Source organism: Streptomyces sp. NPDC002232, assembly GCF_042890295.1.
Taxonomy (GTDB): domain Bacteria; phylum Actinomycetota; class Actinomycetes; order Streptomycetales; family Streptomycetaceae; genus Streptomyces.
In genome coordinates this window covers 238,241-253,453 of sequence record NZ_JBIARV010000007.1, presented here as the reverse complement: position 1 = coordinate 253,453, position 15,213 = coordinate 238,241, and the positions used below count along the sequence as shown (strand labels likewise).

Here is a 15,213-nt window from a genome sequence, read left to right as displayed (position 1 = left end):
AGACATGATCACCGATGCGCAGATCCGCTCGCGCTCCTGGAGCATATGAACGGGGAGTGCCCGGCCCCTGGGGTCCGGCACTCCCCGGCGCGGGGCGGCGTGCCCTAGCTCTGGCGCACCGCGCGCAGCACGACGAACTTGGCGTCGCTCGCGACGAGTTCGCTGTTGCCGAAGATCCGGCGGAGCGTGACGTGGTAGCCGAGGTGCCGGTTGCCGATGACCCACAGCTCGCCGCCGGGGCGCAGGGCGCGCCGCGCGTCCGCGAACATCCGGCGGGCGGTGCGGTCGGTGGTGGCCTGATGGCTGTGGAAGGGAGGGTTGTTGAGGACCAGGTCGAACGAGCCGGGCGCGAGGCCGGTGAGCCCGTCCCCGACGAGGAACTCGGCCTTGCGGTCCGGGCCCAGGTGGGCGCGGAAGTTCTCCTCGGCCGAGGCGACCGCGGGGTACGACTCGTCGGTGAAGACCAGTTCGGCCTCGGGCTCGTGGAGGGCGATGGCGAGGCCGACGACTCCGTTGCCGCAGCCGAGGTCGGCGACGCGGGCCCGGCCGAGACCGCCGGGCAGGTTCGCGAGGAAGAAGCGGGTGCCGATGTCCAGGCGGTCGGCGCAGAAGACGCCCGCGTGGTTGGTGACGGTCAGTCCGGGGAGTCCGGGCGCGGGGGTGTCTCCGGGGAGGGCGTAGCGGTGGGGCCAGGGGTTGGGCCGGGGAGTGAGGGCCGGATCGGGGGTGGTGTGGATGAGCCGGGCCTTCTTCACCGCGAGCGAGGTGCGGGTGGGGCCGAGGATCCGCTCGAAGAGCTTGAGCGTGGAGGTGTGGATCTCCTTGACCATGCCCGCGCCGACGACCACGGTGTCCTCGTGCACAGCGGGGGCGAGCCGGTGCAGCTGGTCCTCCAGGAGCGCGAGGCTCTTGGGGACGCGGACGAGGAGCACGTCGATGCGCTCGGGCGGCGGATCCTGGGTGGTGAGGAGGCGGACGGCGTCGGGGGCGGCACCGGCGCGGGCGAGGTTGGCGCGGGTGGCCTGCTCGCCGAGGTACGAGTCGGTGATCTGGACGAGTTCGCGGGGTCCCGCCGCCTGGAGCGCCGTGACGAGCGCGCCCCAGCGGTCGCCGAGGACGGCGACGTTCCCCGACAGGTCGGTGCCGCTCTCGGCGAGGTGTCCGAGGAGGTACTCGTCGGACGCGTCCCAGGCGCGCAGCTGGTCGCGCGGGTCCTCGGGGAAGCGGGTCAGCGTGAAGGCGCCCCATGACGTGCTCAAACGGTTCATCGTGCTCTCAGGCTAGCCGGTCGGGGCCGAGTGCCCCACCCTGCGCCAGCCGGTCGGGGCCGAGTGCCCCACCCCGCGCGTCCGGGGAGCCGTCAGTGGAGGGCGGTGGCGAGGTGGAGGTGCCAGAGGCCGGGGCGGCCGGTGAGGGTGATCGTGGAGAGGGGGCGTACCTCGACGTTCCAGTAGGTGGCGGGCGGCGCCTTGAGGGCGTACACGAGGGCGGCCCGTACGACGGAGGGCTCGGCCACGGCGACGATGGCGCCGTCCTCGGCGGGCCGGGTGTCGAGCCAGTGCCCTATCCGGGAGATGAAGGCGAGGAGGGGTTCGCCGCCGTGCGGGGCCGTGCGGGGGTCGGTGAGCCAGGCGTCGACGGCGGCGGGTTCGAGGGCGGCGACCTCGGCGAGGGTGAGGCCGCGCCAGCGGCCCATGTCGCAGTCGCGGAGCGCGGGCTGGACGAGGGGCGCGTAGCCCAGCGCGGTGCCGGTGGCGCGGCTGCGCGGGGTCGGGGAGCAGTAGCGCAGTTCGGCCGCGCCGAGCGGGATGAGCGCGGGCGCGGCCTGCTGCACCTCGTACCAGCCGGCCTCGTCGAGGGGCCGGTCGTCGTCGAAGCGTTCGGCGAGCAGGGAGGAGCTGCGTGCCGCCGTGACGAGCGTCACCCGAAGACTCATGGCCGCGATCGTGAGGCCGGTGACTGCGCTGGTCAAGGGGTCATGTGCCGGGACGGGCGGGGGTGGGTCTCACTGCTGCCCGAGAGCCATCCACTTGTCCGGATTCCGCAGTGGCGTGAAACCCACCTTCTCGTACACGCCGTGGGCGTCGGCGGTGGCGAGCAGGACCCGGCGCAGTCCGTACGGTGCGAGGTGGTCGCGGACGGCGGTGACGAGCGCGGTGCCGAGGCCGGTGCCGCGGGCCGGGCGGTCGACGTAGACGTCGCAGAGCCAGGCGAAGGTGGCGTAGTCGGTGACGACGCGCGCGTAGGCGCTGATCTCTCCGGTCTCCCGGTGGTAGGCGCCGAGGTTCAGGGAGCCCGCGATGGCGCTGTCCTGCTTCTCCCGAGGTCGGCCGAGGGCCCAGTAGGAGTCGGTGGACAGCCAGTGGTGGACGCGGGCGGCGTCGATCCGGGCGGGGTCGGCTGAGATCTCGTACGCCCCGTGCAGGACGGGGGCGCCGGGGGTGTCGGAGGCGGTGCTGTCGCTCATGGGCGAAGGCTCGCAGGGGCGGGTGGGCTTGTCAGGTGAATTTGCCCGCGGCCAGGGCGGCTGGCCGTGCCGCGTGGTGGCCCCGCGCGGCCCGGCCCCCGGCGTCAGCGGGTGAGCTCGTCGACCGCCGCCCGCAGGCGGCGCACGCCCTCGACGATCTCCGCCGGTCCCGCGACACCCGCGAAACTCAGCCGGATGTGGCCGGCGGGGGGTTCGGCGCAGAAGTAGGGGCGGCCGGGAGCGGCGGCGACGCCCGCGCGCAGGCCCGCGGTGAGGAGGGAGGTCTCGGGGAGGGTGTCGGGGAGGCGCAGCCAGAGCTGGTAGCCGCCGGAGGCGACGTGCGGCAGGGCGAGTTCGGGAAGGTGGAGGGCGAGCGCGCCGGTCATGACGTCCCGGCGGCTCCTGAGCTCCTGGGAGACGGCGCGGAGGTGACGCGGCCAGGCCGGGGAGCCGACGAGTTCGAGCGCGGCCTCCTGGAGGGGGCGCGGGACGAAGAAGCTGTCGACGACCTGGATGGCGCGCAGCCGTTCCAGGACGGGCCCCCGGGCGGCGAGGGCGCCGACGCGGAGGCTCGGCGAGGTGATCTTGGTGAGGGAGCGGACGTGGACGACGACGCCGTCGGGGTCCTCGGCGACGAGCGGCGCGGGGAGCGGGCCGGCGTCCTCGTGGCCGAGGCGGCGGGCGAAGTCGTCCTCGACGACGAAGGCGCCGGCGGCGCGGGCGATGCGGACGACCTCGCGGCCCCGCTCGGGGCGGACCACGGTCCCGGTGGGGTTCTGGAAGAGCGGCTGGCAGACGAAGACGCGGGCCCCGGTGGCGCGGAACGCGGCGTCGAGGAGCTCGGGGCGCACCCCGTCGGCGTCGGTGGGCACGGGGACCGGGCGGAGTCCGGCCGCGCGGGCGACGGCCAGCATGCCGGGGTAGGTGGGCGACTCGACGAGCACGGGGGTGCCGGGCGGGGCGAGGGCGCGCAGCGCGGTGCTGAGCGCGGACTGTCCGCCGGCGGTGACGAGGACGTCCGCGGCGGTGACGCCGCCGCCGATCTCGCGGGCGAACCAGGCGCGCAGTTCGGGCAGACCGTCGGTGGGCGGCCGGCCCCAGGCGCCGGGGCGGCGGCCGGCCCGGGCGAGGGCGGCGGCGAGGGCGCTCTCGGGCTGGAGGGAGGGGTGGAGATAGCCGCCGTTGAACTCGATCACGCCGGGCGGGGGCGCGGAGAGGGTGACGAGGACTCCGGAGGCGTCGACGGCGCGGGGCACGAGTTCGGTGGCGGCGTCGGCGCTGAGCGCGACCTCCTGCCAGGAGGTGTCGCCGACGACCGGGGCGGGGGTGCGGGCTTCCGCGCGGAAGGCCCCGGCCCCGGGGCGGGTGACGACGAGCCCTTCGGCGGCGAGCTGGGCGAGGGCCCGGGTGACGGTGACCGGGGAGACGTGGAAACGCTCGACGAGCGCGCGACTCGACGGCAGCTTTCCCCCTGGTGAGTAGCGGTCCAGCTCCTCTCGCAGGGATTTCACCAGTTCCGCGACACTGCTACGCTCGTGCATGAGGACACAGGATAGCGCTACTACTCCGACGGCGATAGCGGTCACCGCCCCCGGACCCGCCCGGACCGCCACCCCCGCCGCTGCCGGATCCACTCGGACCGCCGTCCCGGGGGCCACCGGACCCGCTCGCACCGACACCCCGGACGCCGCCGCGCCCGCCCAGGCCGTCTCCGGCCGGACCCCCTCCGAGCCCGCTCCGACCGCCTCCGGCCGGACCGTTACCGGACGGACCTCCTCCGCGACCGGGGCAACCCCCTCCCCCGGGCCCCGCGCCCCCGCCGACCCCCGGACGCGGGGCACCCTGCTCGCCGGGCTCGGTGTGATCGCGTTCTCCCTCACCTTCCCCTCGACCGTCTGGGGTCTGGAGAGCTTCGGCCCCTGGTCGCTCGTGGCCGTGCGCTCCACCCTCGCCGCGCTCGTCGCCGGGTGCTTCCTCCTCGCGGGCCGGGTGCCGCTGCCCGAGCGCCGGCACTGGGCGGGTCTCGCGGTCGTCGCCTGCGGAGTCGTCATCGGCTTCCCGCTCCTGACCACCCTGGCCCTGCGGACCTCCACCACCTCGCACGCCGCCGTGGTCGTGGGCCTCCTGCCGCTGACCACGGCGACGCTCGCCGCCGTGCGGACGGGCCGCCGCCCCTCCCGCGCCTTCTGGGTCGCGGCCGTCTCCGGCGCCGTGGTGGTGCTGGGCTTCACGCTCCAGCAGAGCGGCGGCTCCTTCTCCACGGGCGACCTCTACCTCTTCGGGGCGCTGCTCGTGTGCGCGGCCGGATACACCGAGGGCGGCCGGCTCGCCGCGCTCATGCCGGGCTGGCAGGTCATCGGCTGGGCGCTGGTCCTCTGCCTGCCGCTGATGGCGGTCGGCTCGGCCGTGTCGCTGTCGTTCGAGCCCGTGCACCTGACCGCGCACGGCGTCATCGGTCTGGTGTGGGTCGCCGCCGGCTCCACCTTCTTCGGCCTGTACGTCTGGTACCGGGGCATGGCCGCCATCGGCATTCCCAAGGCCAGCCAACTCCAGCTCGCCCAGCCGCTGCTCACCCTGTTCTGGGCGGTCGTCCTCCTGGGCGAGACGCTGCCGGTGGCCGCCCCGATCGCCGCGCTGGCGGTCCTGGTCTGCATCGCGGTCACCCAGCGGGCGAGGAGCTGACGCGACGAACCAGGACGGAACGGTCACAATGGCAGACAGAGACCCTGCGCAGTACAGGCCAGGAGAAGCCAGGTCGCGAGGAGGTCAGCCCGATGCAGGCGAGCGTGGGCGACAAGCTGCTGGTACACGGCCGGACCGTGGGTCACCACGACCGCACGGCCGAGGTCCTTCAGGTGCTGGGGGAGAACGGCACTCCCCCGTACCGCGTGAAGTTCGACGACGACGGCCACGAGGCCCTGATGTCGCCGGGCCCCGACACCGTCGTACGCCACCACCCGGAGATGGGGATCGGCTGAGCCGTCCCTACCTCGGCGGACGGACCCTGGTCGGGTAGTGATCGGCCACCACGGTGGTCATCGCCCCGATCGGGTCCGCGGCGACCTCCTTCGCGGAGAACCAGCAGTGGCCCCCGACGGAGGGATACGTCCGGGCCAGGTCCAGATGGCGCGAGAGCTCCCGCAGGTCCTGCCAGGGCGCGGGCTGGGCCGGATCACCCGCCTTGTAGAGCGCCTCGCCGATGTAGAGATTGACCCCGGTGCCCCGCACCACCGCGTCCCACCAGGGCAGCAGCCTGGCGTAGTCCGCGGCGGGTAGTCCGATGTTCCAGTAGAGCTGCGGGACGATGTGGTCGATCCAGCCCTCGCGGATCCACTTCCGGGTGTCGGCGTGGAGGTCGTCGTAGGTCTGGACGCCGGCGCTCGTGTCCGAGCCCTCCGGGTCGGTGGAGGCGTTCCGCCAGACCCCGAACGGGCTGATGCCGAAGGCCGTGCGCTTCCCGGTCTCCTTGATCCGGGCGGACATCTCCGAGACCAGCAGATCGGTGTTGTTCCGCCGCCAGGACGCCCGGTCGGGGAAGTCCCCTCCGTACCGCGCGTACGTCTCGTCGTCGGCGAAGACCTGCCCGGCCACCGGGTACGGGTAGAAGTAGTCGTCCCAGTGCACGGCGTCGATGTCGTAGCGGCGCACCGCGTCCAGCATCGCCTCCTGGACGAAGCCGCGGACCTCGGGCAGCCCCGGGTCGTAGTAGAGCTTCCCTCCGTAGGGCAGGACCCACTCCGGGTGGAGCCGGGCCGGGTGTCCGGCGACGAGCCGGCCGGGGTCCGTGTGGTTCGCCACGCGGTACGGGTTGAACCAGGCGTGCAGTTCGAGGCCCCGGGCGTGGGCCTCCTCGACGGCCGTGCCCAGCGGGTCCCAGCCGGGATCCCGGCCCTGCGTGCCGGTCAGGCACTCCGCCCACGGCTCGTACGGCGAGGGCCAGAGCGCGTCGGCGGTCGGCCTGACCTGGAGGACCACCACGTTGAGCCGGCGCTCGACGGCCGCGTCCAGGTGATCGAGGAGCTCGGCGCGCTGCCGCTCCGCCGTGAGTCCGGGCCGGGAGGGCCAGTCGCGGTTGGCGACGGTCGCCAGCCACATCCCCCGGAACTCCCTCCCGCGACGCGGCCCGCCCCGACCCGGGCGCGCGGCACCGGACGCCGGGGCTGTCGTTCCCGTCACGGCGAGGGCCGCTCCGCCGGCGCCGGTCACGAACCCTCTTCTGCCGATAGGCCGCACTTGTACCCCTCTTCTGTCGGATACGTCACACCCACCCGGACAGCATGCCCGTCCTCGGCGATCGATCATCGGTTAATGAGCGGTAACGTCGTGGGGGTAGAGGCGGACGCTCCCGGAATCACACGGGCCCCCGCCGCCGGAGAAGAGCGAAAGGCACGAGGTGACGGACTCCATGGCCGACATTGAGCGCGTCGGAGTGGTGGGCTGCGGCCAGATGGGCGCGGGCATCGCGGAGGTGTGTGCCCGGAGCGGGCTCGAGGTGAGGGTCGCCGAGACCACCGGCGAGGCGCTGGAGATCGGCCGCACACGGCTCTACAACTCGCTGAACAAGGCCGCCGAGCGCGGCAAGATCAGCGAGGAGGAGCGCGACGCGACGCTCGCCCGCCTCAGCTTCACCACCGACCTCGGCGAGTTCGCCGACCGTGACCTCGTCATCGAGGCGGTCGTCGAGAACGAGCAGGTCAAGACCGAGATCTTCCAGGTCCTCGACCAGGTGATGACCCGGCCCGACGCCATCCTGGCCTCCAACACCTCCTCCATCCCGCTGGTGAAGCTGGCCGTGGCGACCTCCCGCCCCGACCAGGTCGTCGGCATCCACTTCTTCAACCCGGCCCCGGTGCAGAAGCTCGTCGAGCTGATCCCGGCCCTCACCACCTCCGAGGGCACGATCAGCCGGGCGCAGGCCTTCGCGGAGAAGGTGCTCGGCAAGCACGCGATCCGCGCCCAGGACCGCTCCGGCTTCGTGGTCAACGCGCTGCTCGTGCCGTACCTCCTCTCGGCGATCCGGATGTTCGAGTCGGGCATCGCGAGCCGCGAGGACATCGACAACGGCATGGAGTTCGGCTGCGCCCACCCGATGGGCCCGCTGAAGCTCTCCGACCTGATCGGCCTGGACACGATCGCGTCCATCGCCGACTCGATGTACTCCGAGTTCAAGGAGCCGCTGTACGCCGCTCCCCCGCTGCTCCAGCGCATGGTGGACGCGGGCCGGCTCGGCCGGAAGACGGGCTCGGGCTTCTACCCGTACCCCTAGGACCCGGCACTCCCCAGACCCGGAGTCCGGCGTCCGACCCCTGACACCGTGACTCCGGCCGGACGGCCCGTACCCCCGCACAGGCACGGGCCGTCCGGCACAGGTGCCCCCGCGTCTCAGCCGAGGCGCAGATGGTGGAGCATCAGCAGCCCGGCGGCCATGTTCGCCGCCGGGATCTCGCCCCGGCCGATCATGTCGGGGATCTGCTTCAGCGGCACCCAGGCCCGCCGCGAGGACTCGAAGGCGTCCTCGGGCGGTCCGGTGTACGTGGCGCGCTCCGCCCAGTAGAGGTGGTGCCGGGCGTCGGTGAGGCCGTTGGAGGGTTCCACGGTGAGGAGATGGCGCAGCGGCCCGGGCCGCCAGCCGGTCTCCTCCTCCATCTCGCGGGCCGCGGCGGCCTCGATGTCCTCGCCGTCCTCGACGACGCCGGCGGCCAGCTCCCAGCCCCAGCTGTCGGTGATGAAGCGGTGCCGCCAGAGCATCAGGACTTCGTCGGCCTCGTTGACCGCCGTCGCGACGGCGACCGGGCGGAGCCGGATCAGATAGTGGTCGAGGTGGCGGCCGTCGGGGAGTTCGACGTCCGCGAGGTTCACCCGGAACCAGCGGTTCTCATAGACAGAGCGTTCGCTCAGTTTCGTCCACTGCACGTTCTTGCCACCTTCCGATCGGTCGGTGCTTGTTTGGTGGCAATATCGCAGCAGTTGACGGGTCACAGGGGAACGCGCAGCGCCCCGTCGATGAGCGCGGCGGCCTCCCGGGCGTCCCCGCCGCCGCTCGCCAGGAGCCGCTCCCGCACCTGCGTCAGCCGCTCCCTCAGCCGCCGCGACTCCATCCCCCGCGCCCGCTCCGTCATCTCCACCGCCGTGCGCGCCGCCCGGTCGGCCTCCCCCCGCCGCAGCTCGATCTGGCACAGGATGGCGAGCCGGTGCACCCGGCCCCGGTCGTGCGAGGGCGTCCCCACCGCTTCGGCGGCGTGCTCGTGGGCCGCCGCGAGATCGCCCAGGTCGAGCAGGGCCTCGGCCACCTGGACGTTGACGAACCCCGGCTGGACGTAGCCGGTCTCGACCGGCTCCTCACCCGGACTGATCCGCCCCGCGGCCTCCTCCGCCCGCCGGATGCAGGACAGGGCGGCGGCCCCGTCGCCCAGGTGCGCGTACGCCTTCGCCTGCATCGCCGTCAGATCCGCCGCGAGCGCCGGGGTGAGCTGCGCCCCCGCCGCCCGCAGCGCCGCCTCGGCGAACGCCACGGCCTGGCGGTACTCCCCCGTGAACAGCGACTGGTTGACCAGGAGCGCGATCACGTACGCCCCGAGACCCCGGTCCCCGCTCGCCTTCGCCAGCCGCAGCGCCTGGTGGAAGTAGCGCTGGGCGAGGCCGTGCGCGTCCGCGTCGTACGCGCAGATCCCGGCCACCGCGACGAGCCCGCCGGTGGCCCGGTGCAGCCGCCGCCCCAGCGCGTCGCCGTACGTCCCGCGGAGCAGCGGCGCGGTCTCGGTGTTCAGGAAGCCGACGATCCGGGCCCGGGTCGCGATGCCCCCGGCCCTGCGGTACATCTGCTCGTAGTGCGACCGGGCCGCGCTCAGGACGGTGATGTCGGCCGCCGAGACCGTCGTCCGGCCCGTACGGGACACGTCCACGTCCTCCGGCGGGTTCTCCCACTCCCACACCGGCATCACCGCCGGGGTGCCGGTCACGGCCGGGGCGGCGACGATGTGCGGCCGCTGCTGCTCGTCGGAGCGCCACAGCGCGGCGGCCCGCTCCACGAAGCCGGACAGCGGCGATCCGGCCGCCGGCGGCCCGCCGCCCGGCACGCCCAGGCCGATGTCGTCCAGGGTCACCTGCCGGTGCAGCCGGGCGGCGAGCACCTCGCAGATCAGGTCCGGCACCTGGCCCCGCGGCCGCTGGCCCTTCAGCCAGCGGGCCACCGCGGTGTGCTCGTACCGCAGGGTGAGGCCCCGGGCCCGGCCCGCCCGGTTCACCCGGGCGGCCAGGCCGGCGTTCGAGACGCCCGCTTCGTCGAGCAGGGCGTCGAGCAAGGTGTTGGGCTGCATGACCGCTCCGGTGGCTCGCGTGCCGCACCGCACGCTCGGTGAAGTCAGCCTAGCGGCGGCCGATTTCGCACGGGGTGTGAACGAAGTACCCGTTCTCCCGGTCCGCGTACTCTGCCGCGCTCGTCCGGGCCCCGGTTGACTGTGCTTCTCGCCGCAAGGCGAAGACCGGGCCGCCGGCTCCCCCTCGTACAGTGCGGCCGCCCGGTCCGCGTCGCCCGCTCCGCTGATCTGCCCGACACTCCGTGGCGGAGCGGGCGACGCCGGTCCCGGCCCCCTCCGCTCAGCAGCGCGGGGAGGGGGCGGGCCGGGGGCGGCGCAGCCCGGGTTCGGCGGGCTGCGCCGGCACCCGGACACGGTCGTTGCGTACGACGAGCAGCGCGACGTCGTCGGCGAGCCGGCCTCCCGTGTGGTGCAGCAGCGCCGCCCGGACCCGGCGGACCAGGGCGGCGGGCGCCTCGCCGGGCACCCCGGACAGGGCCGCGTCCAGCGCGAAGAACCGGCCCCGGTGGTCCCGGGCCTCCTCCGCGCCGTCGGTGTGCAGGACCAGCGTCTCGCCGGGCAGCAGCCGCGCCGCCGTGTGGGGCACGAGCACGGCGGGCAGCGGGAGCACGCCGAGCGGCGGCAGCGGGTCCCCGACCGGGAGCCGCTCCGCCCGGACTCCGAGCCGGTACGGGCCGGGATGGCCGCAGTTGAGGACGGCGAGGCGGCCGTCGGGGCGGACCTCCACGAGCAGCAGGGTGACGAACTCCTCCGCCACCGGGTGCGGGGGCTCCGCGTCCGGCCCCGCCGGCTGCTCGTCGCGCGCGGGCTCCCGCAGGTGGCGCTCCAGGGCCCGCTCCAACCGCCGCAGCACCCCGGCGAGTTCGGCCTCGTCGTGGGCGGCCTCGCGGAAGCTGCCGAGCACCGCCACGACCGCGCCGAGCGCGGCGAGCCCGTGGCCCCGCACGTCCCCGACGACGATCCGTACCCCGTGGGGCGTGGCCACCGCCTCGTAGAGGTCCCCTCCGACGGACGCGCCCCGGGTGGCGGACAGCTGTCCGGCGGCGAGCGTGAGGCCGTCGAGCCGGGCCGGCGGCGGGCGCAGCAGGACCCGTTGGGTGGCGGCGGCGACGGCCCGGGCCCGCGTCAGCTCCCGCACGAGCCCGTGCCGGAGGCCCAGGACCATCCCGATGCCGACGGTGAGGAAGACGACGCTGGTGGCGATCCGGGTCGGCAGCCCCGGCTGCCGGGCCAGCGGACAGCAGAACTTCCACGCCACGGCCACGGCACCCCAGGCGGCGGGAAGGACAAGCGGGGCCAGCCGGCGGAGCCGGGAGCCCTCGGCGAGCAACGACCTGGTACGGATCATCCACGGCCCTTCCCGAGCCCCGACAGCGCCCGAAGGCCCCGCGGCCCACAGGTCCGCCCCTGTGGCCGCGTCGATTCTGCCGACCGTGCCCGGCGCGCCGGAACAGCGCCCGGGGATCTCACCCGAAGGAGTGAGCGCCCCCCGCGCGCCGCCTTCCGCCAGGGCTGCGCCACGCGCACGGGCGGCCTGATCTCGCACGGATGTACGGACCCGGCGCCCGCGCGCGGCACGCCCCCGACACGGCGGAGGGCCGCCCCGGGAATCCCGGGGCGGCCCTCCTTCGTCCTGCCGGACGTGCTGCTCGGTGCCGGTCAGGCGCCGCGCAGGACGGCGCCCGTGCGCTCGGCGGCCAGGGCCACCGCGGCGTCGCGGGCCGCGCTGGCCTCGTCGACCGTCAGGGTCCGGTCCGCGGCGCGGAACTTCAGCGCGTACGCCAGGGACTTGCTGCCCTCGCCGAGCTGGTCGCCGGTGTAGACGTCGAACAGCCGGATGGACTCCAGGAGTTCACCCGCGCCCTCGGTCAGGGCGGCCTCGACGTCGGCGGCCGGGACGCCGGCGGCGACGACCAGGGCGACGTCCTGGGTGGCCACCGGGAAGGAGGAGATCCGGGGTGCCTTCAGGGGCCCCTCGTTCGCCTTCTCCAGGAGGTCCAGGTCGATCTCCATCGCGCAGGCGCGGGCCGGCAGGCCGAACGCCTTCACCACGCGCGGGTGGAGCTCGCCGGCGTGGCCGACGAGGACCTTCTCGCCGTCCACCTCGACGTGGAACGCGGCGCAGCGGCCGGGGTGCCAGGGCGCGTGCTGGTCGGCGCTGATGATCAGCTCGACCCCGGCCTCGGCGGCCACCGTGCGGCCGGCCTCGACGGCGTCCGCCCAGTCGGACGGACGGCCCTTGCCCCACCAGCCGGCCTGCTCGCGCGCACCGGCGAGGACGACGGCGGCACGGCGCGGCTGCGCGGGCAGCGCGGCGTTGACCTCGGCGATCTCCTCGTCGGTGGGACGCCGGTCGACGCCCAGGCGGACGGCGACGCCCGGCCGGTCGCCCGGCCGGAAGACCAGACCGGTCTCGAAGAGCGCCAGGTCGTGGCTGCCCCGGCTGTCGTTGCGGCGGAGCGCGCCGAGCAGGCCCGGGAGCAGCGTCGTACGGAGCGCGGGCTCCTCGTCGGAGAGCGGGTTGACCAGCTTCACGAGGCGGCGACGGGCGTCGTCCGCGTCGAGGCCGAGCTGGTCGAGGGCCTGCTCCCCGATGAACGGGTAGTTCAGCGCCTCGACGTAGCCGGCGCCGGCCAGGGCGCGGCCCACCCGGCGGTGGACGCGCTGGCGCTCGGTGAGGCCGCGGCCGGCCGGGGGCTTGGGCAGCGTGGAGGGCAGGTTCTCGTAGCCCTCCAGCCGGATGACCTCCTCGGCGAGGTCGTTCGGCTCGTTCAGGTCGGGGCGCCACGAGGGCACCGTGACGACGAGCTCGTCCTGGCCGTAGACATCGCAGCCGACCTCCTGGAGGCGACGGACGACGGTCTCGCGGCCGTAGCCGACGCCCGCGACCTGGTCCGGGTGGTCCGCCGGCATGGCGATCGTCCGGGGCGCCGACGGGGCCGAGACCTCGGTGACCCCGGCCTCGGCGGTGCCGCCCGCGAGCAGCACCAGCAGGTCGACGCAGCGCTGCGCGGCAGCGGCGGCGGCCTGCGGGTCGACCCCGCGCTCGAAGCGCTTGGACGCCTCGGAGGACAGCTTGTGGCGGCGGGCCGTGCGGGCGATCGAGATCGCGTCGAAGTGCGCGGCCTCGATGACGACCTCGGAGCTGCCGGTGACGACGCCGGTCTCCGGGTCGGTCTCCGGGTCGGCGATCTCCGTGTTGGCCCCGCCCATGACGCCCGCGAGGCCGATCGGGCCGCGGTTGTCGGTGATGACGAGGTCCGCGGCGTCCAGGACGCGCACGGTGCCGTCGAGCGTGGTGATCTTCTCGCCGGCCTCGGCGCGGCGGACCCCGATGGGGCCGTCGAGCCGGGTGCGGTCGTAGGCGTGGATCGGCTGGCCGAGCTCCAGCATCACGTAGTTGGTGACGTCGACGGCCAGCGAGATCGAGCGCATGCCGGCCTTCTGGAGGCGACGCCGCAGCCAGATCGGGGAGCGGGCCTCGGGGGCCAGGCCGACCACGGTGCGCGCGGTGAAGCGGTCGCAGCCGAGCGGGTCGCTGATCCGGACCGGGTAGCCGTACGAGTTCGGCGCGGGCACGTCGAGGAGCGCCGGGTCGCGCAGCGGAAGGCCGTAGGCGGTGGCCGTCTCGCGGGCGACGCCGCGCATCGAGAGGCAGTAGCCGCGGTCCGGCGTGACGGCGATGTCCAGGACCTCGTCGAACAGCTCCAGGAGGACCGTGGCGTCGGTGCCGATCTCGTGCTCCGGCGGCAGCACGATGATGCCGTGCGTGCCGTCGTCGCCCATGCCGAGCTCGTCGCCGGAGCAGATCATGCCCCGGGAGACGCGGCCGTACGTCTTGCGCTCGGCGATCCGGAAGTCTCCGGGGAGGACGGCGCCGGGCAGCGCCACGACGACCTTGTCGCCCTCGGCGAAGTTCCGGGCGCCGCAGATGATCTCCTGGGGCTCACCGGTGCCGTTGGCCTGGCCGACGTCGACGGTGCAGAAGCGGATGGGCTTCTTGAACTCCGTCAGCTCCTCGATGGTGAGGACCTTGCCGACCACCAGCGGGCCGGTCAGACCGGCGCCGAGCTGCTCGACGGTCTCGACCTCGAGGCCTGCCGAAATGAGCTTGGCCTGGACGTCGCGGCCGGTCTCCGTCGCCGGCAGGTCGACGTACTCCCGCAGCCAAGAAAGCGGGACCCGCATCAGATCTCCATCCCGAAAGGCCGGGTGAAACGGACGTCACCCTCGACCATGTCTCGCATGTCGTCGACGTTGTGGCGGAACATCAGCATCCGCTCGATGCCGAACCCGAAGGCGAATCCGCTGTACTTCTCGGGGTCCACACCGCAGGCGGTCAGCACCTTCGGGTTGACCATGCCGCAGCCGCCGAGCTCGATCCAGCCCTCGCTGCCGCAGGTGCGGCAGGGACGGTCCGGGTTGCCGACGGACTCGCCGCGGCAGACGTAGCAGAGCATGTCCATCTCGGCGGACGGCTCGGTGAAGGGGAAGAAGTTCGGCCGCAGCCGGGTCTTCATGTCCGGGCCGAAGAGCGCCTGGACCATGTGGTCCAGGGTGCCCTTGAGGTCGGCCATGGTGAGGCCCTCGTCGACGGCGAGCAGCTCGATCTGGTGGAAGACCGGGGTGTGCGTGGCGTCGAGCTCGTCGGTGCGGTAGACGCGGCCGGGGCACACGACGTAGACCGGGGGCTCCCGGTCGATGAGCGTGCGGGCCTGGACCGGCGAGGTGTGCGTACGGAGCACGACGCCCGACTCGTCGCCGGTCGTCGCCTTTCCGTCGGCGGAGGTGCCCTCGACGAAGAAGGTGTCCTGCATCTGCCGGGCCGGGTGGTCCGGGACGAAGTTCAGGGCGTCGAAGTTGAACCACTCCGCCTCGACCTCGGGGCCCTCGGCGACCTCGTAGCCCATGGAGACGAAGACGTCGGAGACGCGCTCCATGAGGGTGGTCAGCGGGTGCCGGGCACCGGCCGGGACGCGGTCGTACGGCAGGGTGACGTCGACGGCCTCCTCGACGAGGACGCGCGCGTCGCGCTCGGCCTCCAGCTCGGTCTGCCGGGCGGCCAGCGCCTTGGAGACGGCGCCGCGGGCCTGGCCCACGAGCTTGCCGGCGGCGGCCTTGGCCTGCGGCGGCAGGGCGCCGATCTCCCGGTTGGCGAGCGCCAGCGGCGAGGTGCCACCGGTGTGCGCCGTCTTCGCGTGCGCGAGCGCGTCGAGGTCGCCCGCGGCGGCGAAGGCGGCGAGCGCCTCGTCCCGCATGCGCTCGATCTCTTCCGGTTTCAGTGCCTCGACCTCAACCGGGTCGTACGACTTATTGGGTGCGGACATCTCTTCCCGTGCTTCCGTTGGCTGGCTGGGCGGCCCCGCTCGACGTCAAGGGCGCAAACGTGCCAAAGGACGAGTCTAACGGGGCGCGGGGACGCGAATGAGC

Annotated in this window: 13 protein-coding genes; 3 read left to right on the top strand and 10 right to left on the bottom strand. The window is 74.1% G+C overall.

All coding sequences use genetic code 11. From position 1 onward, the window contains the following. Positions 1–104: 104 nt before the first annotated feature. The 4 genes from ACFYXU_RS32815 to ACFYXU_RS32800 all read right to left on the bottom strand — a co-directional run bounded on the left by ACFYXU_RS32815 (position 105) and on the right by ACFYXU_RS32800 (position 4,008). A complete protein-coding gene (locus ACFYXU_RS32815; RefSeq protein ID WP_329850882.1) occupies positions 105–1,268 on the bottom strand; it encodes a methyltransferase in 1,164 nt (387 codons plus the stop codon). 92 nt (positions 1,269–1,360) lie between these two features. Next, positions 1,361–1,936 carry a histidine phosphatase family protein gene (locus ACFYXU_RS32810; RefSeq protein ID WP_329850883.1) on the bottom strand — a complete coding sequence of 192 codons (576 nt, stop codon included), beginning with the start codon at positions 1,934–1,936 and terminating at the stop codon, positions 1,361–1,363. A gap of 69 nt (positions 1,937–2,005) precedes the next feature. Next, positions 2,006–2,467: a GNAT family N-acetyltransferase gene (locus tag ACFYXU_RS32805; RefSeq protein ID WP_361393751.1), complete on the bottom strand. Its 462-nt coding sequence runs from the start codon at positions 2,465–2,467 to the stop codon at positions 2,006–2,008. 104 nt (positions 2,468–2,571) lie between these two features. After that, positions 2,572–4,008: a PLP-dependent aminotransferase family protein gene (locus tag ACFYXU_RS32800; RefSeq protein WP_389461279.1), complete on the bottom strand. Its 1,437-nt coding sequence runs from the start codon at positions 4,006–4,008 to the stop codon at positions 2,572–2,574. Between ACFYXU_RS32800 and ACFYXU_RS32795 the strand changes: the two genes are divergently transcribed. Both ACFYXU_RS32795 and ACFYXU_RS32790 read left to right on the top strand, forming a co-directional pair. Beyond that, the gene (locus ACFYXU_RS32795; protein ID WP_389461277.1) at positions 4,007–5,149 is read left to right on the top strand and encodes an EamA family transporter; all 1,143 of its coding nucleotides are present in this window, start codon (positions 4,007–4,009) and stop codon (positions 5,147–5,149) included. The two genes, ACFYXU_RS32800 and ACFYXU_RS32795, sit on opposite strands and share 2 nt — an antisense overlap. A gap of 92 nt (positions 5,150–5,241) precedes the next feature. Continuing rightward, entirely contained in the window at positions 5,242–5,445 is a 204-nt protein-coding gene (locus ACFYXU_RS32790) for a DUF1918 domain-containing protein (protein WP_376516039.1), read from the top strand. A gap of 7 nt (positions 5,446–5,452) precedes the next feature. On the opposite strand, the gene ACFYXU_RS32785 is transcribed toward ACFYXU_RS32790, so the two are convergent. Further along, complete coding sequence (locus ACFYXU_RS32785; RefSeq protein WP_389461275.1) at positions 5,453–6,673, bottom strand: glycoside hydrolase family 10 protein; 1,221 nt, start codon at positions 6,671–6,673, stop codon at positions 5,453–5,455. 199 nt (positions 6,674–6,872) lie between these two features. Between ACFYXU_RS32785 and ACFYXU_RS32780 the strand changes: the two genes are divergently transcribed. Continuing rightward, positions 6,873–7,733: a 3-hydroxybutyryl-CoA dehydrogenase gene (locus ACFYXU_RS32780; protein ID WP_376516044.1), complete on the top strand. Its 861-nt coding sequence runs from the start codon at positions 6,873–6,875 to the stop codon at positions 7,731–7,733. A gap of 116 nt (positions 7,734–7,849) precedes the next feature. On the opposite strand, the gene ACFYXU_RS32775 is transcribed toward ACFYXU_RS32780, so the two are convergent. The 5 genes from ACFYXU_RS32775 to pheS all read right to left on the bottom strand — a co-directional run bounded on the left by ACFYXU_RS32775 (position 7,850) and on the right by pheS (position 15,110). Continuing rightward, positions 7,850–8,380, bottom strand: coding sequence for an NUDIX domain-containing protein (locus ACFYXU_RS32775; RefSeq protein WP_361393748.1), 531 nt, complete (start codon positions 8,378–8,380; stop codon positions 7,850–7,852). Between the two features lie 62 nt (positions 8,381–8,442). Further along, the gene (locus tag ACFYXU_RS32770; RefSeq protein ID WP_376516048.1) at positions 8,443–9,783 is read right to left on the bottom strand and encodes a transcriptional regulator; all 1,341 of its coding nucleotides are present in this window, start codon (positions 9,781–9,783) and stop codon (positions 8,443–8,445) included. A gap of 280 nt (positions 9,784–10,063) precedes the next feature. Beyond that, entirely contained in the window at positions 10,064–11,131 is a 1,068-nt protein-coding gene (locus ACFYXU_RS32765) for a PP2C family protein-serine/threonine phosphatase (protein ID WP_376516050.1), read from the bottom strand. A 311-nt stretch (positions 11,132–11,442) separates the two neighbouring features. Further along, positions 11,443–13,971: a phenylalanine--tRNA ligase subunit beta gene (gene pheT / locus ACFYXU_RS32760; RefSeq protein ID WP_389461272.1), complete on the bottom strand. Its 2,529-nt coding sequence runs from the start codon at positions 13,969–13,971 to the stop codon at positions 11,443–11,445. After that, positions 13,971–15,110: a phenylalanine--tRNA ligase subunit alpha gene (gene pheS / locus ACFYXU_RS32755; protein ID WP_329850897.1), complete on the bottom strand. Its 1,140-nt coding sequence runs from the start codon at positions 15,108–15,110 to the stop codon at positions 13,971–13,973. Before pheS ends, pheT begins: the two co-directional genes overlap by 1 nt. Positions 15,111–15,213 lie beyond the last annotated feature (103 nt).

Excerpts from the sequence above, each read along its gene's own strand:
- ACFYXU_RS32815 (WP_329850882.1), bottom strand. The coding sequence starts at position 1,268 with ATGAACCGTTTGAGCACGTCATGGGGCGCCTTCACGCTGACCCGCTTC.
- ACFYXU_RS32810 (WP_329850883.1), bottom strand. The coding sequence starts at position 1,936 with ATGAGTCTTCGGGTGACGCTCGTCACGGCGGCACGCAGCTCCTCCCTG.
- ACFYXU_RS32805 (WP_361393751.1), bottom strand. The coding sequence starts at position 2,467 with ATGAGCGACAGCACCGCCTCCGACACCCCCGGCGCCCCCGTCCTGCAC.
- ACFYXU_RS32795 (WP_389461277.1), top strand. The coding sequence starts at position 4,007 with ATGAGGACACAGGATAGCGCTACTACTCCGACGGCGATAGCGGTCACC.
- ACFYXU_RS32800 (WP_389461279.1), bottom strand. The coding sequence starts at position 4,008 with ATGCACGAGCGTAGCAGTGTCGCGGAACTGGTGAAATCCCTGCGAGAG.
- ACFYXU_RS32790 (WP_376516039.1), top strand. The coding sequence starts at position 5,242 with ATGCAGGCGAGCGTGGGCGACAAGCTGCTGGTACACGGCCGGACCGTG.
- ACFYXU_RS32780 (WP_376516044.1), top strand. The coding sequence starts at position 6,873 with ATGGCCGACATTGAGCGCGTCGGAGTGGTGGGCTGCGGCCAGATGGGC.
- ACFYXU_RS32770 (WP_376516048.1), bottom strand. The coding sequence starts at position 9,783 with ATGCAGCCCAACACCTTGCTCGACGCCCTGCTCGACGAAGCGGGCGTC.
- ACFYXU_RS32765 (WP_376516050.1), bottom strand. The coding sequence starts at position 11,131 with ATGATCCGTACCAGGTCGTTGCTCGCCGAGGGCTCCCGGCTCCGCCGG.
- pheT (WP_389461272.1), bottom strand. The coding sequence starts at position 13,971 with ATGCGGGTCCCGCTTTCTTGGCTGCGGGAGTACGTCGACCTGCCGGCG.
- pheS (WP_329850897.1), bottom strand. The coding sequence starts at position 15,110 with ATGTCCGCACCCAATAAGTCGTACGACCCGGTTGAGGTCGAGGCACTG.